Origin of the sequence: Streptomyces cadmiisoli (assembly GCF_003261055.1) — a bacterium.
Classification (GTDB): Bacteria; Actinomycetota; Actinomycetes; order Streptomycetales; family Streptomycetaceae; genus Streptomyces; species Streptomyces cadmiisoli.
In genome coordinates this window covers 2,563,452-2,585,481 of record NZ_CP030073.1, presented here as the reverse complement: position 1 = coordinate 2,585,481, position 22,030 = coordinate 2,563,452, and the positions used below count along the sequence as shown (strand labels likewise).

Genomic DNA, 22,030 nt, shown 5'->3' with positions numbered 1-22,030 from the left:
GTCGTAAACATATGGTCAGATATTGTGGGGATCCTATCGGAGCGCTGTAACGGGTGAGGCGGTACCGGTCCCATAACGGCTCGCGATGCGTGTGACCCCAGGAGTGAAGTCGGGGCCCGGCACCGACCGGACCTGGCCGCCCCGCTTAGAGTGAACCGGTGAACGGCGACTGGCTCATCCGCGGCCGTGACGGCCGACTCGGTGTCTACTGGCCCTCGAACGACGCCGTCCTGTGCCGCGCAGAGCGCGTACCCGGCGGAGCCTGGGACGACGCCCCCCGCAGGGTGGGCGGCGACCAGAAGCTGCATTCCGGGCTCGCGGTCGGCCAGGGCGCCGACGGATACGCACACCTCGTCTCCTGGCGTCCCACGGCCCAGGGCGAGTCCGGGCTGGTGCATTCCACCCACTTCCGCCCCCATCTCGCCCCGCTCGACTGGCTCCCGATCGGGCACCCCAACAAGAAGGGCGACCGGACCGGGCACCCCGCCGTCACCGTCGACGCCGAGGGACGCGCCTACGTCTTCGTACGCAACCGCGGCAAGGGCGTCCACACCGTCAACCAGAAGGAACGCGGTGGCTGGAACGGCTGGCACGACCTGAGGGGCTCCAAGGTGGACGAGGAACTCGTCGCCGTCACCGGGGAGTCGGGACGCGTCGAGGTGTACGCCACCAGCCCCGAGGGCGTCCTGCGCTGGTACCAGGAGGAGCCGGGAGCCCGTCCGGTCAAGGACGATCCGCTGCCGGTGCGGGCGGTGGCGGGCTCGCTGACCGCGCTGCCCACCTCGAAGGAGCACACGACGCTGTTCTTCAGCGATCCCGAGGGCACCCTCTTCGCCCGGCGGCCCGGCGGCGACCCCGTCGCCCTGCTCTCCGTGGCGGGCCCCGGGCCGGTGGCCGCCCTGCGCTGCATCCTTCAGGGCCACGACTGCACGGTCCTTGCCCAGCGTTCGGCCTCCGGCCGCGTCGCCTTCGCCGCCTATCCGACCGAGCGGGAGTCGGCGGGCCTGTGGTGGTCGGAATCCGGCCCCCCGCTGCCGGCGGGCAGCCGGGTGGGCCTGGCGGAGGACGCTGAGGGCCGTGTGGTGGCCGCCAGCGTCACACCGGACGGCGTGCTCCGCCTGGCCCGCCAGAAGGACGAGCCGGGCCTGGCCCTGTCGGCCTGGGCAGAGGTGTGAGCCCCTTCCGGGTCTTCAGGCGGCCCGCGAAAGCCGGTGTCCCGCGCGACCGACGTCACGCGGAACCCCCGGTGTCCCGCGCGACCGACGTCACGCGGAACACCGGGGGTTCCGCCGGGACTAGGCCGGGACGCTCGCCACGCCGGGCGTCAGGAAGCGCTCGCCGTTCACCCGCTCCGAGACACCCTCGCGGTCCAGGTACGGCGTGATGCCGCCCAGGTGGAAGGGCCAGCCGGCGCCGGTGATCAGGCACAGGTCGATGTCCTGGGCCTCGGCGACCACGCCCTCGTCGAGCATGAGCCCGATCTCCCGCGCCACCGCTTCCAGCACCCGCGCCCGGACCTGCTCCTCGGTCAGGACGGTGTCGCCCTGCTTGAGCAGCGCGGCGACCTCCGGGTCCAGTTCGGGCCTGCCGCTGTCGTAGAGGTAGAAGCCGCGCTTGCCCGCCTCCACGACCGCCTTCAGGTTCGGGGAGACCGTGAAGCGGTCGGGGAAGGCCCGGTGCAGCGTCTCGGAGACGTGCAGACCGATCGCCGGGCCGACCAGCTCCAGGAGCACCAGCGGGGACATCGGCAGGCCGAGCGGCTCGACGGCCTTCTCGGCGACGTCGACCGGGGTGCCCTCGTCGATGACGTTCTGGATCTCGCCCATGAAGCGGGTGAGGATGCGGTTCACGACGAACGCCGGGGCGTCCTTCACCAGGACCGCCGTCTTCTTCAGCTTCTTGGCCACACCGAACGCGGTGGCCAGCGAGGCGTCGTCGGTCAGCTCGCCGCGGACGATCTCCAGCAGCGGCAGGATCGCGACCGGGTTGAAGAAGTGGAAGCCGACGACCCGCTCCGGGTGCTTCAGCTTCGAGGCCATCTCCGAGACCGACAGCGAGGAGGTGTTGGTGGCGAGGATCGCGTGCGCCGGGGCGACCGCCTCGACCTCCGCGAACACCTGCTGCTTGACGCCCATCTCCTCGAACACGGCCTCGATGATGAAGTCCGCGTCGGCGAAGCCCTCGGCCTTGTCCAGGACACCGGTCACCAGCGCCTTGAGACGGTTGGCCTTGTCCTGGTTGACGCGGCCCTTGCCGAGCAGCTTGTCGATCTCGGCGTGGACGTAGCCCACACCCTTGTCGACGCGCTCCTGGTCGATGTCGGTCAGGACGACCGGCACCTCCAGCCGGCGCAGGAACAGCAGCGCGAGCTGGGAGGCCATCAGACCGGCACCGACGACGCCGACCTTGGTGACCGGACGCGCCAGGTTCTTGTCCGGGGCGCCCGCGGGGCGCTTGCCGCGCTTCTGCACCAGGTTGAAGGCGTAGATGCCGGACCGCAGTTCGCCACCCATGATCAGGTCGGCGAGCGCCTTGTCCTCGGCGTCGTAGCCCTGCTGGAGGTCGCCGTTCTTGGCGGCGGCGATGATGTCCAGCGCACGGTAGGCGGCCGGGGCGGCGCCGTGCACCTTGCCGTCGGCGATGAAGCGGCCCTTGGCGACGGCCTGGTCCCAGGCCTCGCCGCGGTCGATCACCGGACGCTCCACCTCGATGTCGCCCTTGAGGACGGAGGCCGTCCACAGCAGCGACTGCTCCAGGAAGTCCGCGCCCTCGAACAGGGCGTCGGCGATACCGAGGTCGAAGACCTGGCTGCCCTTGAGCTGCTTGTTCTGGTTGAGCGAGTTCTCGATGACGACCGAGACGGCCTTGTCGGCACCGATGAGGTTCGGCAGCAGCGTGCAGCCGCCCCAGCCCGGGACCAGACCCAGGAACACCTCGGGCAGCGAGAAGGCCGGCAGCGACTTGGAGACGGTCCGGTAGGTGCAGTGCAGACCGACCTCGACACCGCCGCCCATGGCGGCGCCGTTGTAGTACGCGAAGGTCGGCACCGCGAGGCCCGCGAGGCGCTTGAAGACCTCGTGGCCGCCCTTGCCGATGGCGAGCGCGTCCTCGTGCCGCTTCAGCAGCTCGACGCCCTTGAGATCGGCGCCGACGGCGAAGATGAACGGCTTGCCGGTGATGCCGACACCGACGATCTCGCCGTCCGCGGCCTCCTTCTCGACCTGGTCGACGGCGGCGTCGAGGTTCGCCAGCGACTGCGGCCCGAAGGTGGTCGGCTTGGTGTGGTCGTGGCCGTTGTCCAGGGTGATCAGGGCGAACCGCCCGGCCTGGAACGGCAGGTCGAAGTGGCGCACGTGCGCGCTCGTGACGACCTCGTCGGGGAACAGCTGGGCCGCCCCCTTCAACAGCTCTGCGGTGGTGCTCACTTGTCCCCCTCGAAGTGCGGGTTCTCCCAGATGACGGTCGCGCCCATGCCGAAGCCGACGCACATGGTGGTCAGGCCGTAGCGGACGTCCGGCTGCTCCTCGAACTGGCGGGCCAGCTGCGTCATCAGACGGACGCCGGAGGAGGCCAGCGGGTGGCCGAAGGCGATGGCGCCGCCGTACTGGTTGACGCGCTCGTCGTCGTCCGCGATGCCGTAGTGGTCCAGGAACGCCAGGACCTGGACGGCGAAGGCCTCGTTGACCTCGAACAGGCCGATGTCGCCGATGCCGAGGCCGGCCTTGGCGAGGGCCTTCTCCGTGGCCGGGATCGGGCCGTAGCCCATGACCTCCGGCTCGACGCCCGCGAAGGCGTAGGAGACCAGGCGCATCTTGACCGGCAGGCCGTGCTCGCGCGCGAAGTCCTCGGACGCGATGATCGAGGCGGTGGCGCCGTCGTTCAGACCGGCCGCGTTGCCGGCGGTGACCCGGCCGTGCACGCGGAACGGGGTCTTCAGACCGGCCAGGTTCTCCAGCGTGGTGCCCGGACGCATCGGCTCGTCGGCGGTGACCAGGCCCCAGCCGGTCTCACCGACCTGCGGGTCGGTACGGCGCACCGAGATCGGCACCAGGTCGGCCTGGATCTTGCCGTCGGCGTACGCCTTGGCGGCCTTCTCCTGCGAACGCACCGCGTACTCGTCGGCGCGCAGCTTGGTGATGTGCGGGTAGCGGTCGTGCAGGTTCTCCGCGGTCATCCCCATGAACAGGGCGGACTCGTCGACCAGCTTCTCGCTGACGAAGCGCGGGTTCGGGTCCACGCCCTCGCCCATCGGGTGGCGGCCCATGTGCTCGACACCGCCCGCGATGACGGCGTCGTAGGCGCCGAAGGCGATGGAGCCGGCGGTCGTGGTGACCGCCGTCAGCGCGCCCGCGCACATGCGGTCGATGGAGTAGCCGGGCACGGACTGCGGCAGGCCCGCGAGGATGCCCGCGGTACGGCCGAGCGTCAGACCCTGGTCGCCGATCTGCGTGGTCGCGGCGATGGCGACCTCGTCGATCTGCTTCGGGTCGAGGCCCGGGTTGCGGCGCAGCAGCTCCCGGATCGCCTTCACGACGAGGTCGTCGGCCCTGGTCTCGTGGTAGATGCCCTTCGGGCCCGCCTTGCCGAACGGGGTGCGGACGCCGTCGACGAAGACGACGTCCCTGACGGTACGAGGCACGATGGCTCTCCTCCAGGGTGCGGGATGGCACTGCTGCGATGCGCTTCGCTGAGCGGGCGCTCAGACCCATGCTACTTGTGGGTAACGTAGCTGCCCAGTCCCTCCGGGGGGAGCGGCGAACGTCACATCCCGAAAGAGGCGTCGTCCGCCCGGGTCCCGGACCGTGGGCGGCGGCAAACGCCGGCGCTCGTTGTCGTAGTCGCGGCGGTCGCGGCGGTCGCGGCGGTCGCGGCGGTCTCCGCGGTGTGCGCCGTGCCGCGGGTGCGGGCCGCCGGGCAGACGGCCGCCGTCGCCCTCGCCGGTCGCGCACCGCACCGCCGCCCCCGGGGCCCGCCCCGGATCGCCCAAGCGTCCGGGCGCAGGCCTCGAAGGATCCTGGCGTGAAGTCGACGTCGCCGTTCCGCTTCGGTGGCGCGTTCGGTGCGCTTCCTCCACCGCGCCTTCATGGCGCGGGGCGCCGGGCGACGACGATCTTTACGGCACCTTCGCGGCCAGGGCGGTCACCAGAACCGGGGTGACCAGCTCGACCTGCCACGGCCTGGCGCCGTATCCGGCCAGCGCCGCGGCGACGCCGTCCGCGTCCGAGCCGGCCGGCGGCTCCCAGCACACCCGGCGGACCGAGTCCGGCGCGATCAGATTCTCCTGCGGCAGGTTGAGCTGCTCGGCGAGCGCGGAGACGCCGGCCCGCGCCGCGGACAGCCGCGCCGCCGCTGCCGGATCCTTGTCCGCCCACGCCCTGGGCGGCGGCGGACCGGTCACCGGCTGCCCCGGCTGCGGGAGGTGCGACTCGGGCAGCGCCCTGGCCCGGTCCACCGCGGCCTGCCACTGCTCCAGCTGCCGCCGCCCCACCCGGTGCCCGAACCCGTTCAGCGCGGACAGGGCGTGCACCTGGGACGGCATGGACAGCGCGGCCTCCACGATGGCCGCGTCCGAGAGCACCTTGCCGGGCGAGACGTCCCGGCGCTGCGCGATCCGGTCCCGGGCCTGCCACAGTTCCCGCACCACGGCGAGCTGCCGCCGCCGGCGCACCTTGTGCATCCCGGACGTACGGCGCCAGGGGTCCTTGCGGGGCTCCGGCGGCGGTGCGGCCACGATCGCCGCGAACTCCTGCCGGGCCCACTCCAGCTTGCCCTGCCGGTCCAGCTCCTTCTCCAGGGCGTCCCGCAGGTCGACGAGCAGTTCGACGTCCAGGGCCGCGTAGCGCAGCCAGGGCTCGGGGAGGGGACGGGTGGACCAGTCGACCGCCGAGTGCCCCTTCTCCAGCACGAAGCCCAGCACGCCCTCGACCATGGCGCCCAGACCGACCCGCGGGAACCCGCAGAGCCGTCCGGCCAGCTCGGTGTCGAACAGCGCCGTGGGGAGCATGCCTATCTCCCGCAGGCACGGCAGGTCCTGGGTGGCGGCGTGCAGCACCCACTCGACGCCGGACAGCGCCTCGCCGAGCCCCGACAGATCGGGACAGGCCACCGGGTCGATCAGCGCGGTGCCCGCGCCCTCCCGGCGCAGCTGCACCAGGTAGGCCCGCTGGCCGTAGCGGTAGCCGGAGGCCCGCTCGGCGTCCACGGCGACCGGGCCGGAGCCGGCGGCGAAGGCGGCGATCACCTCGGCGAGGGCGGTCTCGTCGGCGATCACGGGCGGAATGCCCTCGCGCGGCTCCAGCAAAGGGATCGGCGTCGGGCTCGGTGACGGGTCGGGCGCCCCTGCTGCAGAAGTTCCGCCGTCGTCCGGAGGGGCGCCCCCGGGGGTTCGCAGTGAAGTGTCTGCTGCGGTGTCTTGGGCGTCGGTCACCTGTCAAGGGTATCCGTGTATGCACGGCGCCCGCCGACGGAACGTTCCGTCGGCGGGCGCCGGAGGGTCGTGAATCAGTCAGCCCGGTGGTGGACCGGACGTGCGACGGGAACACGACGGGAAGGGGACGGGGGCCGGAACCGGCGGGCGGTCGGGTTCACGTCCGTGAAGGGGCGGCGGGTCGCGGGGAGGGGGCTCGAAGGGGCGGAGATCAGTGGATGATGCCGGTGCGCAGTGCCACGGCCACCATGCCGGCGCGGTCACCCGTGCCGAGCTTGCGGGCGATGCGGGCGAGGTGGCTCTTGACGGTCAGGGCCGACAGGCCCATCGAGACGCCGATCGCCTTGTTCGACTGACCCTCGGCGACCAGCCGCAGCACCTCGACCTCGCGGCCGGACAGCTCGCGGTAGCCACCCGGGTGACTCGGGGCACCCGGGGGGCGGCGGTGCAGACGTGCGGCGGCAGCGCCGATGGGAGCGGCACCCGGCCGGGTGGGGAGCCCGACGTTGGTACGGGTGCCGGTCACGACGTAGCCCTTCACTCCGCCGGCGAGGGCGTTGCGGACCGCCCCGATGTCGTCGGCGGCGGACAGGGCCAGGCCGTTCGGCCAGCCCGCGGCGCGGGTCTCCGACAGGAGCGTGAGCCCGGAGCCGTCGGGCAGGTGGACGTCGGCGACGCAGATGTCACGAGGGTTGCCGACGCGGGGACGAGCCTCTGCGATGGACGAGGCCTCGATGACATCGCGTACACCGAGCGCCCACAGATGGCGGGTGACGGTGGATCGCACGCGGGGGTCGGCCACGACCACCATGGCGGTCGGCTTGTTCGGGCGGTAGGCGACCAGGCTTGTGGGCTGCTCGAGGAGAACGGACACCAGGCCTCCTGGGGTGCGGGACGGGGCCGGCTCGTGGGGGGTGAAGCCGGGACGAACCGTGCTTTCAAGGTCACAGTCGTCTTCGGCAACAAACCGGTCCGCCTTTAGAGAATGATCACGATCTAGTGAGTAACAATCCGGGCAATTCGGACACGCGATCGATCATTCGAAGATCGAACGGTTTCGATCCGCATCGCTGTGCGCTCGAAAGTGGCCGTGTCGACAAAGAGCCTCGATGGAAATCGGCCACGCGGGGGTTCGACGGAGAGGGAGGAACAGCCCGGACGGAGGTCCCTCCCTCGCCCCGACGCCCCCGCAAGATCGTTCTGCCGGAGTTCCGGAGTTCCGGAGTTCCGGAGTTCCGGAGTTCCGGAGTTCCGGAGTTCCGGAGTTCCGGGGTTCCTGCGGTCCCGGACCTTCGCGCCGTCGGCGGTCCTGAGTCCCGTGCCGTCACCTGTCCGGTGGGGCTCGGGATCCCTCCCGCGGTGTCCGGTGTCCGTCCCGCAGGGCTCAGCGCGACTGCGGGTCGCGCCGCTGGGGCAGCGTCACCACGGACGTGTCGCCCGCACCGGCCGGCGGCAGACCCGCCACCTGCGCGAGCAGATCGCACCAGGACGCCAGGTGCGCCGCCGTGTCCGGCACCCCGTCCCGGCCCTCGCGCGGGGTCCAGGAGGCGCGGATCTCGATCTGCGAGGCGGCCGGGCGCGCGGACAGCCCGCCGAAGTAGTGCGAGCTCGCGCGCGTGACGGTGCCGCTGGGCTCCCCGTACGTCAGACCGCGTGCCTGCAACGCTCCCGTCAGCCAGCTCCAGCACACCTCGGGCAGCAGCGGGTCGGCGGCCATCTCCGCCTCCAGCTCCGCGCGCACCAGCGTCACCAGCCGGAAGGTGCCCCGCCAGGCGTCGTGCCCGGCCGGGTCGTGCAGCAGTACCAGCCGGCCGTCGGCCAGGTCGTCGTCGCCCTCGACGACGGTGGCCTCCAGCGCGTACGCGTGAGGCGCCAGCCGCTTCGGCGCGCGGGTCGGCTCGATCTCGATCTGCGGGCGCGGCCGCGCGGACCGCAGCGTGTCGACAGCGGCCCGGAAGGCCGGCGGCACCGTCTCGCCCGTATGCAGGTCCTCCCCCTTCGGGTCTTCCATTCCGCCAGCGTCGTCCGACAGTCGTCCCTGAGCCGCAGCCATGCGGGGAAGATTAAGCGGAACGGGAGCCGAGCGCAGGCTAGACACCCCGCCTGTGCGCTCGCGCCTGCCCGCCGGAGCCGCTCCGATGCCCGCCGAGGCCGGTTCGGCCCGCCCTTCCGGACAGGACCGAGGGCCGCGAACGCCGCTGCCGGCCCCGCCCCGGCGCCGTGCGAAAATTGGCCCCGTGAGTGCCAACGGAAGCCCTGCGGGCCAGCAGCCGACAGCGACGTACGACTCCGCCTTCCTCCGGGCGTGCAGGCGTGAACCCGTGCCGCACACCCCCGTGTGGTTCATGCGGCAGGCCGGGCGCTCCCTGCCCGAGTACCGCAAGGTCCGTGAGGGCATCCCGATGCTGGAATCCTGCATGCGGCCCGAGCTGGTCACCGAGATCACGCTCCAGCCGGTGCGCCGGCACGGCGTGGACGCGGCGATCTTCTTCAGCGACATCGTCGTCCCGCTCAAGGCCATCGGCATCGATCTCGACATCAAGCCCGGCGTCGGCCCGGTGGTCGAGCGCCCGATCCGCACCCGCGAGGATCTCGCCGCACTGCGCGATCTGACCCCCGAGGACGTCTCCTACGTCACCGAGGCGATCGGCCTGCTCACCCGCGAGCTGGGCAGTACTCCGCTCATCGGTTTCGCGGGCGCCCCGTTCACCCTGGCGAGCTATCTCGTCGAGGGCGGCCCGTCCCGCACGTACGAGAACGCCAAGGCGATGATGTACGGCGACCCCGAGCTGTGGGCCGACCTGCTCGACCGCCTCGCGGACATCACGGCCGCGTTCCTGAAGGTGCAGATCGAGGCGGGCGCGAGCGCCGTCCAGCTCTTCGACTCCTGGGCCGGCGCCCTGGCCCCGGCCGACTACCGGCGCTCCGTGCTGCCCGCCTCGTCGAAGGTCTTCCGGGCGGTCGAGTCGTACGGTGTGCCGCGTATCCACTTCGGGGTCGGCACGGGCGAACTGCTCGGCCTGATGGGCGAGGCCGGCGCAGACGTCGTCGGTGTCGACTGGCGTGTGAGCCTCGACGAGGCCGCTCGCCGCGTCGGCCCCGGCAAGGCGCTCCAGGGCAATATCGACCCGACGGTCCTGTTCGCCTCGAAGGAGGCCGTCGAGACCAAGGCCCGTGAGGTCCTCGACTCGGCGGCGCACCTGGACGGCCATGTCTTCAACCTCGGTCACGGTGTGATGCCGTCCACCGACCCGGACGCGCTGACCCGCCTCGTGGACTACGTCCACACACGATCGGCCCGCTGACTCACCAGGTGTTCCGGGGCCGCGCCCGCCGTCCGAACAACAGGCCGCGCGGCTCCGGGGGCGGCGGTGTGCCCGGCCGCAGCGGCCAGGCGAGCAGCAGGCCGGCGATGAAGCCGACGATGTGTGCCGCGTACGCCACGGTGCCCGCGGCGGAGACGCCCTCCCCGGAGGAGTACACCGCCTGGAGCACGAACCAGAAGCCCAGCACCAGCCAGGCCGGAAGGCGCAGCGGCAGGAAGATCAGGAAGGGCACGAGCACCCAGACGCGCGCCTTCGGGTACAGCGCGAGGTAGGCGCCGAGCACGCCGGCGACGGCCCCGGAGGCGCCGATCAGCGGCTCGCCCGACTCGTTGTTGAGGAGCGCGAAGCCGTACGAGGCCGCGTAGCCGCAGACGCCGTAGAAGAGTGCGAACCGGACGTGGCCCATGCGGTCCTCGACGTTGTTGCCGAAGATCAGCAGGAAGAGCATGTTGCCCAGCAGGTGCAGCCAGCCGCCGTGCAGGAACATCGCGGTCAGGACGCTCAGTTCCGGCGACTTGTCGTAGCCCGGCGGGCCGACCAGGCAGCCCGGTCCCTGCGGACCCACCGCGATCTCGCCGTTGGGCACCAGACGGGGCATCTGATGGTGGATCAGCTCACGCGGCACCACCGCGTACTGGTCCAGGAAGGCCTGGAGATGGCACAGCTGAGCCAGGCCGCTGTCGCCCGCCACCGAACCCGCCATGCCGGGTATCGACAGGAACACGACGACGTTCGCGGCGATCAGCGCGTACGTCACCCAGGGCGTACGGCGCACGGGGTTCACGTCATGGACGGGGATGACCACAAGGAAAGACTGCCCCCGAAGCGCCCGCCGAATCGGTGAACGCCGCCGCCGGGGCCCGCGTATGTCTTCTCGACCGGCCGCGGCACGGTGAGGCGCGTCGCGGGACGAGGTGAGGAACAGGCGATGAACGACCGAGTCACTCCCGCGATGCAGGCCACGCCCGACGGTGAGGCGCAGTTGGCGCTGGTGGTCCACCTCCCCTGGGACGACGTCGCCCGGCTCGGCCAGGAGGCCGGACGGCTGGCGGCGCAGTTGCAGCGGCCGGTGACCCTGGACGAGGCGGTGAGCCACCGGCTGCGGTCGGTCTCCCCGGGCGCCCACGCGAAGCCGGCCGGCACTCAGCCGGCGGCCGTGCAGGCCTCCTCGTCGTCCGTGTCGTCGGTGTCGTCCCTGCCGGCGCGGCCGCCGGCGGAGCAGGCGCGTCAGGCGATCGACCGGATCAACGGCACGGCGTAGCCGCCGGGGCCGGGCAGGGCGGCGGGGTACGGCACCACCACGGGCGTACCCGGCCTGCGACACGGCCTTGGCGTGCGACTCCGCTACGGCGTCCGGTGCACGACCGACGCGGCCTTCCGCGCGGCGACCAGCACCGGGTCCCACACCGGTGAGAACGGCGGCGCGTACCCGAGGTCCAGGGCCGTCATCTGCTCCACCGTCATGCCCGCCGTGAGCGCCACCGCCGCGACGTCCACCCGCTTGCCCGCCCCCTCGCGGCCGACGATCTGCACCCCGAGGAGCCGCCCGGTGCTGCGCTCGGCGAGCATCTTCACGGTCATGGGGGAGGCGTTGGGGTAGTAGCCGGCGCGGCTGGTGGACTCGATGGTGACCGTCTCGAACTGGAGGCCCGCCCGGCGGGCGTCCTTCTCGCGCAGGCCCGTGCGGGCGATCTCCAGGTCGCACACCTTGCTCACCGCCGTGCCGACGACACCGGGGAAGGTGGCGTAACCGCCGCCGATGTTCGCGCCGATGATCTGGCCGTGCTTGTTGGCGTGGGTGCCGAGCGCGATGTGCCGCTCGCGGCCGGAGACGAGGTCGAGGACCTCCACGCAGTCTCCGCCGGCCCAGACGTTCTCGTGTCCGCGCACCCGCATCGACAGATCGGTGAGCAGCCCGCCGTGCCGCCCGAGCGGCAGCCCCGCCGCCCTCGCCAGCCCGGTCTCCGGACGCACCCCGATGCCGAGCACCACGACGTCCGCCGGGTACTCGGCGGACGCGGTGCCCACCGCCCGCACCCGGCCGTCCACCCCGGTGCTGAGCCCGGTGACCTCGGCGTCGTTGACCATGGTGATGCCCATGCCCTCCATGGCCCGGTGGACCAGTCGGCCCATGTCCGGGTCGAGGGTGGACATCGGTTCCTCGCCGCGGTTGACGACCGTCACCCGGAAGCCGCGGTTGATCAGCGCCTCGGCCATCTCCACGCCGATGTAGCCCGCACCGACGACCACCGCGCGCCGGCCCTGTGTGCGGGTGAGGGTGTCCAGCAGCTCCTGGCCGTCGTCCAGGGTCTGCACGCCGTGCACGCCGGGCGCGTCGATGCCGGGCAGCGCGGGGCGGATCGGCCGGGCACCGGTGGCGATCACGAGGTGGTCGTACGCCGTCCAGGACTCGGCGCCGCGATCCACCTCACGCACGCGTACGCCCCGGCCCGCCACGTCGATCTCCACGACCTCCGAACGAAGCCGCAGGTCGATGTCGCGCGAGCGGTGTTCCTCGGGAGTGCGCGCGATCAGCTCGTCCCGGTCGGAGACGTCGCCGCCCACCCAGTAGGGGATGCCGCAGGCCGAGTAGGAGGTGAAGTGGCCGCGTTCGAAGACCACGATCTCCAGCTCGTCGGGGCCTCTCAGCCGGCGGGCGCGGGACGCCGCGGACATTCCCGCGGCGTCACCGCCGATCACGACCAGTCGTTCCGCCCCGGCGCCACGGTTCGTACGGCTCATGCTCATGCCGAACACGCTACGGCGAGGCGGGAACTCAGTCCTGCCCGCCCCGCTCCGGGGAGCCGGCCGCCTCCGGCGCGGGCCGGGCGGCCGGCAGCGGACCCGGCGCGGGCGCGGGCGCGGCCGTCACACCGGCCGGCCGGGACAGCCGGGGCCGTACGAGTCGCAGCCAGAGCAGGACGAGCAGTGCCGCGAGCGCGGCGAACGGCAGCACCGCGGCGACGGCCACGACGATCCAGCGCAGCGTCGCCACGAACGCGTCCCAGCCGCCGGTCAGCGCGTCCATGACGCCCGGGTCGTCGTCACTCCCGGCCGTGTTCTTCGCCGGAGGCTCGGACAGGGACAGCGTGATCGTCGCCAGGCTGGTGCGGTCCTTGAGGGACGCCTGCTGGGCGAGCAGCGCCTCCAGGTCGGCCTGGCGGCGGCTCAGCTCGCCCTCCAGCTGGACCACGTCGCTCAGCTTCGTGGCCCGGTCCATCAGCTCGCGGATCCGGGCGACACTGGCGCGCTGTGTGCTGATGCGGCTCTCCACGTCGACGACCTGGTCGGTGACGTCCCGGGCCTTCGCGGTGCGGTCGAGGAGCCGGCCCGCGCCCTCCAGTTCGGCGAGGACGTCCTTGTACTTGTCGGCGGGCACGCGCAGCACCACACGGGTGTGCTCGTTGTCCTCCTCGCCCCGTGTGGTGGCCTCACTGCCCACGTAGCCGCCGGCGTTCTCGGTGGTGGCGCGGGCCTCGTCCAGGGCCTTCGGCACATCCTTGACCTGCACGGACAGGGACACCGTGTGGATGATGTGGCTGGTGCCGAGCCGAGGCGGCGCGGTGGCCCGGGCGGCGTCCGCGCGGCCGCCGCCGGGCGCGCCCTCCTGCACGCCCTTGGCGTCGCGGTGGGCCGCCGCCTCGTCGGCGGCCTTGCTGGTGCTGCCTCCGTCGTCGGAGGCGGCGGAGCAGCCCGTGACGGCGAGGGCGGCGCCGAGCAGGATCCCGGCCAGTGCCTGGGCCGGACGTCGTGCGGAACGTGGTGCGCGCATATGGGTGCATCCCCCCGGGGGTGGTGGCGACTGACAGTTCTTCGACGCGGGTGGGGGGCAAGACGTTGGACCGGGTGGATCCCGATGCGGTCACGGTCGGGACTCGGCGGGGCCACGGGGGCGCGGTGGGCCGGTCCGCGCGGTCTGAGAAGGTGGAGCCATGAGCGCAGCACCCAGGGACTTCGGGCAGGTCGTCGTCATCGGAGCCGGAATCGCCGGGCTGGCCGCGGCGCACCGTCTGCTGGCCCGCGGGGCGCGGGTGACCGTGCTGGAGGCGTCGGAGCGGGTCGGCGGCAAGCTGCTGCCCGGCGACATCGCGGGCGTCCGGGTCGACCTGGGCGCCGAGTCGATGCTGGCGCGCCGTCCGGAGGCGGTGGACCTGGCCCGCGAGGTCGGGCTGGCCGACCGGCTGGAGCCGCCGGCCACCTCGACCGCTTCGATCTGGACCCGCGGCGCCCTGCGTCCCATGCCCAAGGGCCACGTCATGGGTGTGCCGGGCACCGCGTCCGCCCTGGCCGGGGTGCTGTCCGAGGAGGGGCTGCGCCGTATCGAGCGCGACGCCGAGCTGCCCCGCACCGAGGTCGGCGACGACGTGGCCGTGGGGGAGTTCGTGGCCCGGCGGCTCGGCCGAGAGGTCGTCGACCGGCTGGTGGAGCCGCTGCTCGGCGGGGTGTACGCAGGCGACGCGTACCGCATCTCGATGCGTTCCGCCGTCCCCCAGCTGTTCCGGGCTGCCCGCACCCACGACTCGCTCACCGAGGGCGTGCGCGAGATCCAGGCCGAGGCGGCCGCGGCCGCGCAGACCGGGCCGGTGTTCATGGGCCTTCGGGGCGGTGTCGGCGGTCTGCCCGTCGCCGTCGCGGCATCGGTGCGGGCCCGCGGCGGCGAGATCGTCACCGGGGCGCCGGTCACCGAGCTGCGCCGCGAGCCGGGCGGCGGGTGGCGGGTCACCGCCGCCGACCGGGTCCGGCACGCCGACGCCGTGATCGTGGCCGTGCCCGCGCCCGCCGCGGCCCGGCTGCTGCGTGCCGAGGCCCCCGCGGCCGCCGCGGAGCTCGCCGCCGTGGAGTACGCGTCGATGGCGCTGATCACCCTCGCCCTGCGCCGGACCGAGGCGCGGCTTCCCGAGGGCAGCGGGTTCCTGGTGCCGCCGGTCGACGGCCGCACCGTCAAGGCGTCCACCTTCGCCTCGCAGAAATGGGGCTGGATCGCCGAGGAGGACCCGGACCTGGTGGTGCTGCGCACCTCCGTGGGGCGGCACGGCGAGACGGAGATCCTCCGGCGCGACGACGCCGGGCTGGTGGAGGTCTCGCGCGCCGATCTGCGCGAGGCGACCGGGCTGGACGCGGCCCCCGTCGAGACCCGCGTCACCCGGTGGACCGACGGCCTGCCCCAGTACCCCGTCGGGCATCACGCGCGCGTGGCCCGCATCCGCGAGCACGTCGGCAAGCTCCCGGGTCTTGCGGTGTGCGGCGCGGTGTACGACGGCGTCGGCATCCCGGCGTGCGTCGCCAGTGCGTACGCCGCCGTCGACCAGGTCGGCGGCGACCTCGATGCCGTGCGGGAGCTCACCGCCAACCCGGTGCAGAGTCTGCACGGCGGAGCGGGAGAATAAGGGCATGAGTGACGACGCCCCCACCACCGGCCCTGCTCGGATCCCGAACAAGGGCAAGCTGGCCAAGGACCTCAACGAGGTCATCCGCTACACCCTGTGGTCCGTGTTCCGGCTCAAGGACGCGCTGCCCGAGGACCGCGCGGGCTACGCCGAGGAGGTCCAGGAGCTGTTCGACCAGCTCGCCGCCAAGGACGTCACCGTCCGCGGCACCTACGACGTCTCCGGGCTGCGGGCGGACGCCGACCTGATGATCTGGTGGCACGCCGAGACCAGCGACCAGCTGCAGGAGGCGTACAACCTCTTCCGCCGCACCCGGCTGGGTCGCGCCCTGGAGCCGGTGTGGTCGAACATGGCGCTGCACCGCCCCGCCGAGTTCAACCGCTCGCACATCCCGGCGTTCCTCGCCGACGAGACGCCGCGCGACTACGTCAGCGTCTACCCCTTCGTGCGCTCCTACGACTGGTACCTGCTGTCCGACGAGGACCGCCGCCGCATGCTCGCCGACCACGGCAAGATGGCCCGCGGCTACCCGGACGTGCGCGCCAACACGGTCGCGTCCTTCTCCCTCGGCGACTACGAGTGGATCCTCGCCTTCGAGGCCGACGAGCTGTACCGCATCGTCGACCTCATGCGTCATCTGCGCGGCTCGGAGGCCCGGATGCACGTCCGCGAGGAGGTCCCGTTCTACACCGGCCGCCGCAAGGACGTCGCCGAACTGGTGGCGGGCCTGGCCTGACGGGGCCGGCCCACCGGGACGAGGCGGGGGACCGCCCCGCTCCACGCGAACGCGGCAGGGTCCGGCCCGGTCCACCGGGCCGGACCCTGGCGCGCACCGTCAGCGCACTCCCGGTACCGCTTGCGCCCCGGGGGTCCCGCCGCCCGCCCGGCCGGCGGGCTCCGGCCGCGCCGGCTCCGGCTCGGCGTGCGGCGCGCAGGTCGCGCGGCGGCCGGACAGACTGCCCTCCAGCAGGTACGCCTCCATGTGCCGGTTGACGCAGGTGTTGTGGCCGCCGGCGATGCCGTGCGTCCCCGCGTCGCGCTCGGTCACCAGGACCGACCCGGACAGCCGGCGGTGGAGTTCGAGGGCGCCGTCGTAGGGGGCCGCCGCGTCCCGTTCGGCGGCGAGGATCAGCGTCGGCGGCAGCTCCCCGGGTCCGGTCCGCACGTCCAGGGGCCGTTGGCGCCGCGCCGGCCAGTACGCGCACGGCAGGTTCATCCACGCGTTGTCCCAGGTCTCGAACGGCGCCACGCGCGCGAGCCGGGTGTTGTCGCGGTCCCAGACCTTCCAGTCCGTCGGCCAGGGTGCGTCGTTGCACTCGACGGCCGTGTACACCGCCCTGGTGTTCTCCGCCGCCACCGCCGTCTCCGGGCGCGGCGAGGCCAGCGCGATCAGCGGTTCGGGGTCGCCCTTCAGATACGCCGACAGCGCCTCGGCGCGCTGCGGCCAGAAGTCGTCGTGGTACCCGGCCTCCAGGAACACGTCCTGCAACTGGCCCGGTCCGACCCGGCCGCCCGCCGGTGCGGCGGCGAGCCGGTCCCGCGCCGTGTCGTAACCGCGCTGCACCCGCTCCGCGGTGGTGCCGAGCCCGTACACGGAGTGGTGCTTGGCGATCCACTCCTTCAGGTCCGACCAGCGGCCCTCGAACGCGGCCGACTGGGCGAGGTTGTTGCGGTACCAGATCTGCGCCGGGTCCGGGTTCACCGCGGAGTCGAACACCATCCGGCGTACGTGGGAGGGGAACAGCGTCGCGTACAGCGCGCCGAAGTAGGTGCCGTACGACGCCCCCATGAACGTCAGCTTCTTCTCGCCGAGCGCCGCGCGCAGGACGTCCAGGTCGCGGGCGTTGTTGAGGGAGTGATAGTGCTTCAGGGCGGCGCCGGCCCGGTCGGCGCAGCCGCGGGCGTAGGCCTTCGCCCGTGCGATGCGCTCCCGCTTGTACGACTCCGAGGGGTGCTCCGGGGACTGCGTGGGACCCGTGAAGTGCTGCCCGGGGTCCTGGCACGACAGAGGGGCGGAGCGGCCCACACCGCGGGGGGCGTAACCGACCAGGTCGTACGCGCCCGCGAGGCGCTTCCACTCCGGCAGCCGGCCGACCAGCGGGAAGTGCAGGCCGGACTCGCCCGGACCGCCCGGGTTGTAGACCAGGGCGCCCTGGCGCGGCACCGTGCGCTTGCTGTCGAGCGGGTCCCGCTGGGTGGCCCGCGCCCTGCTGACGGTGAGTTCGATCTGCCGGCCGTCGGGCCGGGCGTAGTCGAGCGGGACGGTGAGCGTGCCGCACTCCAGGCCGCCCGCGGCGTCGTGGGCGTCGGCGCACCGGCCGAAGGAGATGCCCTCGGCCCCGGCGCGGGCGGCGGCCAGGGCGGTGCCGCGGGTCTGCGCCGACTCCGGGGCGGACGCGCCCCGGGCCGGGGCGGCGGCGAGGGTGGTGAGCAGCAGACAACCGGCGGCCGTGTGGAGGACGGCAGCTCTCATCGCGTATCCCTTCGAAGCGCGGCAGCGACAAAAGGGATGTTTCGGTCGGTTGTCGGGGAAGGCAAGCACCGAGCGGCCGGTGTCGGCGCCAATGCGCCCGTACGCCCCCCTCGGGATCCGGCGGTGCGCGGGTCAGTCGCGCCGGTACTGGCCCCGGTGCGCGAACGCTGCGCGCAGTTCGGGCTCACCGATCGCGTGGACGCCGCGCACGGCCACCGAGGCGAGGTAGGCGCGGTCGTCCCCGACTTCCTCCACGTGCCGGGTCAGGGTGCCCAGCAGGCGCTGTCCCGCGGGGGAGGCCCAGGCCGAGTACGGGTGGGCCTCGATCCGGGCGAGGGCCAGGCAGCTCAGGCTGAGCAGGAGCGGCAGCGCGAACCAGAGGGCGATCAGATGCCGGGGCGCGTCGTCCTGAGCGGGCATCAGCAACGCGGTCACGCCGAGAAGGAGGACGGCCACGGCCGCTGCCCGTACCTGGCGCACCCCGGAGGCGACCGTCGTACGGGCGCCGGCCGGGACGGCGAGGCCCGCGTCGACGAGGCGGTCGGCGAGCCCGCGCACCGCTTCGGCGCCGGCCGCCGCCGCGCGCACGGGGGCTATCCGGGACTGGCCCTCCGGCCCGATGGCCCCTATCACGGACCGCTCCATGTCGTCGCGTCCCTGCGGGTCCACGACCGTCGCCCAACCGGTGTGCGCGAGGAGCAGCCGGCGCTGGCGCGCCATCGAGACGAGGGTCAGCTCGGCGACCCGCGCGGGACCGCCGGACAGGAACGCGGCCTCGTAGAGCGTCAGATCGTGTGTCCGCCGCGCGGTGGCGTCGACGTCCGCCGAACGGTAGGCGGCCAGGCACAGCCGGGTGCACGCCGTACCGGCGACGACCCAGGCGGACAGCAGGAAGAGGACCCAGAACATGCCGCGTTTCTATGCCACCGGCCTGGGAAACACCATGCCCCGTTCATCATCCGGACGGAGAGTTGCGGCTCTGTGACGTTCCGCTCGGGCCCCGGGTCAGCGGCGGAGCAGGGCCCGGCGGGCCCGGGCCATGCGGGAGCGGGGACGTGGGGCCGTGCCCGCGCGGTCCAGCCACCATTCCCGCAACTCCCGGCGCGTACGGGCGTCCTCGGGGTGTCCGGCGCTCAGGGACTGCTCGGCGAAGTGCAGCGCGTCGCGGCGGTAGCCGCCGGTCATCGGGTGCCGCTGGGCGTACGCGACGAAGGCGGGCCGGTAGCCGGCGCCGAGTATCTCCGGCAGTTCGGGTGCGACCTTGGCCACCACGTCCGCCCGCTTCCCGGCCAGCGCCCGCGCCTGCACGCCCAGCCGCGCCCGGTCGAACCCCTCCGGAACGGGCGTACCGGCGACGAGCGCGGACAGCAGCGCCGCTTGCGCGAGACCGAGCCGCTGGCGGGCGGCGTCACGGGGCTCGGGCGCGGCGGCGGGGCCCGTCCGCGGGACATCCGCGCGGGCCGGCTTCCCGGCCCTGGCCCGTCCCGCCTCGACGGCGCTCCGGATCGCGGACAACTCCCGCTCCAGCTCCGCCGGGTCGGGGAAGTTCTCGTCGCGCTCCAGCAGGACACCGGCGGGTGACGTCCGGGACGCCAGGTCGGTCAGGATGTCGAGGACCGGCCGCGGCACCGGGTGGGCGTGGCTGTCGTGCCAGACGCCGTCGCGCTCGAAGCCGCCCGCCACATGGACGTAGGCGAGCGCCTCGAGCGGGATCTCGGCGAGCGCCTCGGCGGGATCCTCGCCGCGGTTGACGTGGTTGGTGTGCAGGTTCGCCACGTCGATCAGCAGACGTACGCCGGTGCGGTCGGCCAGCTCGTACAGGAACTGCCCCTCGGTCATCTCCTCGCCGGGCCAGGAGATCAGCGCCGCGATGTTCTCCACGGCGAGCGGTACGGGCAGCGCGTCCTGCGCGATGCGCACGTTCTCGCACAGCACGTCGAGGGCGTCCCGGGTGCGCGGCACGGGCAGCAGGTGCCCCGCCTCCAGCGGCGGCGACGCGGTCAGGGCGCCGCCCGCCCGCACGAACGCGATGTGCTCGGTCACCAGCGGCGCGTCCAGCGCCACGGCCCGCTCCGCGAGCGCCGCAAGACGCCCGGCGTCGGGCCGTTCGGCGCCGCCGAGGCCGAGGGAGACACCGTGCGGGACGACGCTCACCCCGCGTTCGCGCAGCCGCGCCAGCGAGTCGGGGAGGTGGCCGGGGCAGACGTTCTCGGCGACGGCCTCGACCCAGTCGATGCCCGGCATGGCCTCCACGGCGTCCGCGATCTCCGGCCGCCACCCGATTCCGGTACCCAGTCGCTCCATCGTCCCCTCCGCCATGTCCCGCTCGCGCACGGTCCCCGCCCGGCTGCACCTGGATCCGCTGTCTCGTCTCCTTCGACGGTCCGCCGCTCCGGCGTGAGGGGGGTATCGCCCCGGCCCGGGCGCCCCAACCCCCGGGCGCGCACCTTCAGAGCAACATTTGAGGTTGGCGCGGCCGCCGTCAGGAGGTACGGACGGCGGGCCCGAGGAGTTCAGATCCGGCCAGGAACGTCGGCCGGAAATTGCTCAGCGCAGCGCCGGATGGTCGGCGACCACCGTGCACGAGCCGGGCGCGATCTCCGTGAAGCCCGCGTCCCGGACCAGCGGCAGCCCGATCGACGTGAGGTCACGCCAGGAAGCCGGGTCCGCGACCCGCACCGACAGCGGGAAGCCCGCGTCGCGCCAGGCGGCACGGTCCTCGTCGGACAGCTCCCACCAGGCGAGCTGCGCCGCGTGACCGGCCTGGGCCATCGCCTTGCCGGCCGACATCTCCAACTCCGGGTTCAGCCAGAGCACCGGCGTGCCCCCGGCCGCCTCGACCGGCGGCTCCGGGTCGTCCAGGTCGGTGCCGGAGACCTGGAGGCGGGCCAGGTCCTTGGGCCAGCCGTCCAGCGGAACGGGCGGGAACACCCGCACCTCCGCCGCCTTGCCCGTCACCGTGATCCCGGGCAGCGCCTCGGCCCGCCGCCACTCGGCGCCCCGCGCCCGCCGCACCACCTTGCGGATCCGCGCGTCCTGCCAGTCCCGCACGGCCCGCGCCCACTCGCCCTCACCCAGCGCCCGCGGATCGCTCAGCAGCACCAGCACGGCGCGGGCGGCCGTCTCCAGCGCGTCGGTCCGCCCCGGAGGCGCGCTCCGCTCGATCCGTACGACGAGCGGCAGCACGTACTGGGGAGCCGTGTCGCGTGCCCCCGCCTCGGACCGGAAGGGACTGTCAGTCGTTTCCTCACTCACGCCGTCCAGTCTGCCAAGCCCGCGGCGCGGGCGATCGGGCGGCCGTGTCCCGCGCGCCCGCTCACCCCGAGCAGGTCGTGCGCTGGGCCTCCTGCCACTCGCAGACCGGGCAGAGGGTGATCCCCTTGGCGGACTCCGGGTACTCCGTGGGCTTCCGGCACAGCACGCACTCGGCACGGGGTGTGCCGTCGTCCGCCGCCGCCCGGAGGGTGTCGGACGACACACCGGGCAGCCCGGTCGCGTCGCTCGCGCAGTAGTCGTGGTTCTCGCTCATACCTCCAGCGTATGCGGGTCACGTCCGTCCGGCCGCGGCCCCGATCAGCTCGGAGACCTTCACGAAGCGGTAGCCCTGGCGGCGCAGCTCGGGGACGACCGTGCGGACGGCGCTCTCGGTCGCCGGGGCCGCGCTGCGTGTGCAGTGCAGCACGACGACCGATCCCGGCCGTACGCCGTCCAGCACGTCCCGCGCCACCGCGTCGGCGTCCGTCGCGAACGCGTCCCCGCCCACCACGTCCCACTGCACCGCGGTCACACCCGTGGCGCCGAGGGTGCGCAGCGCCTTCCGGTCGTAGCAGCCGCCGGGGAAGCGGAAGTACGGCTTCGCGTTCGGTACGCCGGCCCGGCGCAGGGCGGTGAACGCCCGCTCCACGTCCTCCCGCATCCGGTCCTCGCCGAGGGTGGGCAGTCCGTAGCAGTCGGGTGTGAAGGCGTAGTGGCTGTAGGAGTGGTTGGCGACCTCGAACAGCGGGTCCCGGCCGATGCCGCGGGCCTGCGCCGGGTACTCCTCCGCCCAGCGCCCCGTCATGAACACGGTGGCCGGGACCTTCAGTTCGCGCAGTGTCGCGATCAGTGCGGGGTTGTCGAAGTGTTCGCCCGCCGCCGCCCGGGGGCCCTGGTCGGCGGTCATGTCGGCGTCGAAGGTGAGCGCGACCGCCCTGCCCAGGGTGCGCGGGCCGTTGGTGAAGACGGGGGTGAGACCTTCGGGGCCCGCGGCGAGGGTGGGCACCGGCACCGCGGGCGGCGCCGGGGCCGGCGGGCGCGGACGGGGCTGCGGGGCTTCGGCGGTGCCGCAGGCGGCGAGGGCGACCCCGAGCAGGCACCCGGCGGTGAGGCGTCGTACGGGAAGGATCACCGGACGAACGTAAAACAGAAAAAAGTATAA

General features: G+C 73.3%; 19 protein-coding genes. 5 read left to right on the top strand and 14 right to left on the bottom strand.

The window, feature by feature from the left end:
• Positions 1–158 precede the first annotated feature (158 nt).
• A complete protein-coding gene (locus tag DN051_RS10805) occupies positions 159–1,175 on the top strand; it encodes a DUF8189 domain-containing protein (RefSeq protein WP_053758397.1) in 1,017 nt (338 codons plus the stop codon).
• Between the two features lie 120 nt (positions 1,176–1,295).
• Here DN051_RS10805 and DN051_RS10800 read toward each other — a convergent pair whose 3' ends face one another.
• The 5 genes from DN051_RS10800 to DN051_RS10780 all read right to left on the bottom strand — a co-directional run bounded on the left by DN051_RS10800 (position 1,296) and on the right by DN051_RS10780 (position 8,480).
• A complete protein-coding gene (locus DN051_RS10800) occupies positions 1,296–3,425 on the bottom strand; it encodes a 3-hydroxyacyl-CoA dehydrogenase NAD-binding domain-containing protein (protein ID WP_053758396.1) in 2,130 nt (709 codons plus the stop codon).
• On the bottom strand, positions 3,422–4,639 hold the full coding sequence (locus DN051_RS10795; RefSeq protein ID WP_112438601.1) for a thiolase family protein: 1,218 nt from the start codon (positions 4,637–4,639) through the stop codon (positions 3,422–3,424). Before DN051_RS10795 ends, DN051_RS10800 begins: the two co-directional genes overlap by 4 nt.
• Before the next feature lie 474 nt (positions 4,640–5,113).
• Complete coding sequence (locus DN051_RS10790) at positions 5,114–6,427, bottom strand: ribonuclease D (protein WP_079000746.1); 1,314 nt, start codon at positions 6,425–6,427, stop codon at positions 5,114–5,116.
• Between the two features lie 211 nt (positions 6,428–6,638).
• The gene (locus DN051_RS10785; protein ID WP_053758393.1) at positions 6,639–7,301 is read right to left on the bottom strand and encodes a helix-turn-helix transcriptional regulator; all 663 of its coding nucleotides are present in this window, start codon (positions 7,299–7,301) and stop codon (positions 6,639–6,641) included.
• Positions 7,302–7,811: 510 nt separating this feature from the next.
• A complete protein-coding gene (locus DN051_RS10780; RefSeq protein ID WP_079000744.1) occupies positions 7,812–8,480 on the bottom strand; it encodes a DUF3000 domain-containing protein in 669 nt (222 codons plus the stop codon).
• Between the two features lie 184 nt (positions 8,481–8,664).
• Between DN051_RS10780 and hemE the strand changes: the two genes are divergently transcribed.
• On the top strand, positions 8,665–9,732 hold the full coding sequence (hemE, locus tag DN051_RS10775; protein WP_053758391.1) for a uroporphyrinogen decarboxylase: 1,068 nt from the start codon (positions 8,665–8,667) through the stop codon (positions 9,730–9,732).
• A 1-nt stretch (position 9,733) separates the two neighbouring features.
• On the opposite strand, the gene DN051_RS10770 is transcribed toward hemE, so the two are convergent.
• Positions 9,734–10,558 (bottom strand): rhomboid family intramembrane serine protease, encoded by an 825-nt coding sequence (locus DN051_RS10770; RefSeq protein ID WP_053758390.1) that lies wholly within the window; start codon positions 10,556–10,558, stop codon positions 9,734–9,736.
• Positions 10,559–10,681: 123 nt separating this feature from the next.
• Here DN051_RS10770 and DN051_RS10765 point away from each other — a divergent pair, with 123 nt between their 5' ends.
• Positions 10,682–11,014 carry a hypothetical protein gene (locus DN051_RS10765; protein WP_053758389.1) on the top strand — a complete coding sequence of 111 codons (333 nt, stop codon included), beginning with the start codon at positions 10,682–10,684 and terminating at the stop codon, positions 11,012–11,014.
• A gap of 83 nt (positions 11,015–11,097) precedes the next feature.
• Here the strand turns inward: DN051_RS10765 and DN051_RS10760 are convergent, their stop codons facing one another.
• The gene (locus DN051_RS10760) at positions 11,098–12,501 is read right to left on the bottom strand and encodes an FAD-dependent oxidoreductase (RefSeq protein ID WP_162624903.1); all 1,404 of its coding nucleotides are present in this window, start codon (positions 12,499–12,501) and stop codon (positions 11,098–11,100) included.
• Between the two features lie 28 nt (positions 12,502–12,529).
• Positions 12,530–13,525 (bottom strand): DUF4349 domain-containing protein, encoded by a 996-nt coding sequence (locus DN051_RS10755; protein WP_053758388.1) that lies wholly within the window; start codon positions 13,523–13,525, stop codon positions 12,530–12,532.
• 160 nt (positions 13,526–13,685) lie between these two features.
• Here DN051_RS10755 and hemG point away from each other — a divergent pair, with 160 nt between their 5' ends.
• Complete coding sequence (hemG, locus tag DN051_RS10750; protein ID WP_112438600.1) at positions 13,686–15,140, top strand: protoporphyrinogen oxidase; 1,455 nt, start codon at positions 13,686–13,688, stop codon at positions 15,138–15,140.
• 4 nt (positions 15,141–15,144) lie between these two features.
• Positions 15,145–15,876, top strand: coding sequence for a hydrogen peroxide-dependent heme synthase (gene hemQ, locus DN051_RS10745; protein ID WP_053758386.1), 732 nt, complete (start codon positions 15,145–15,147; stop codon positions 15,874–15,876).
• Between the two features lie 99 nt (positions 15,877–15,975).
• On the opposite strand, the gene DN051_RS10740 is transcribed toward hemQ, so the two are convergent.
• From DN051_RS10740 to DN051_RS10715, 6 genes are all read right to left on the bottom strand, one after another.
• Positions 15,976–17,613, bottom strand: coding sequence for an alpha/beta hydrolase (locus tag DN051_RS10740; RefSeq protein ID WP_053758385.1), 1,638 nt, complete (start codon positions 17,611–17,613; stop codon positions 15,976–15,978).
• Between the two features lie 132 nt (positions 17,614–17,745).
• On the bottom strand, positions 17,746–18,522 hold the full coding sequence (locus DN051_RS10735; RefSeq protein WP_053758384.1) for a TIGR04222 domain-containing membrane protein: 777 nt from the start codon (positions 18,520–18,522) through the stop codon (positions 17,746–17,748).
• A gap of 96 nt (positions 18,523–18,618) precedes the next feature.
• Positions 18,619–19,917 (bottom strand): MbnB/TglH/ChrH family RiPP precursor modification enzyme, encoded by a 1,299-nt coding sequence (locus DN051_RS10730; protein WP_112438599.1) that lies wholly within the window; start codon positions 19,915–19,917, stop codon positions 18,619–18,621.
• A gap of 243 nt (positions 19,918–20,160) precedes the next feature.
• Complete coding sequence (locus tag DN051_RS10725; RefSeq protein WP_053758505.1) at positions 20,161–20,877, bottom strand: aminoacyl-tRNA hydrolase; 717 nt, start codon at positions 20,875–20,877, stop codon at positions 20,161–20,163.
• Between the two features lie 52 nt (positions 20,878–20,929).
• On the bottom strand, positions 20,930–21,142 hold the full coding sequence (locus tag DN051_RS10720; RefSeq protein WP_053758383.1) for a hypothetical protein: 213 nt from the start codon (positions 21,140–21,142) through the stop codon (positions 20,930–20,932).
• 18 nt (positions 21,143–21,160) lie between these two features.
• A complete protein-coding gene (locus DN051_RS10715; RefSeq protein WP_112438598.1) occupies positions 21,161–22,000 on the bottom strand; it encodes a polysaccharide deacetylase family protein in 840 nt (279 codons plus the stop codon).
• Positions 22,001–22,030: the final 30 nt, after the last annotated feature.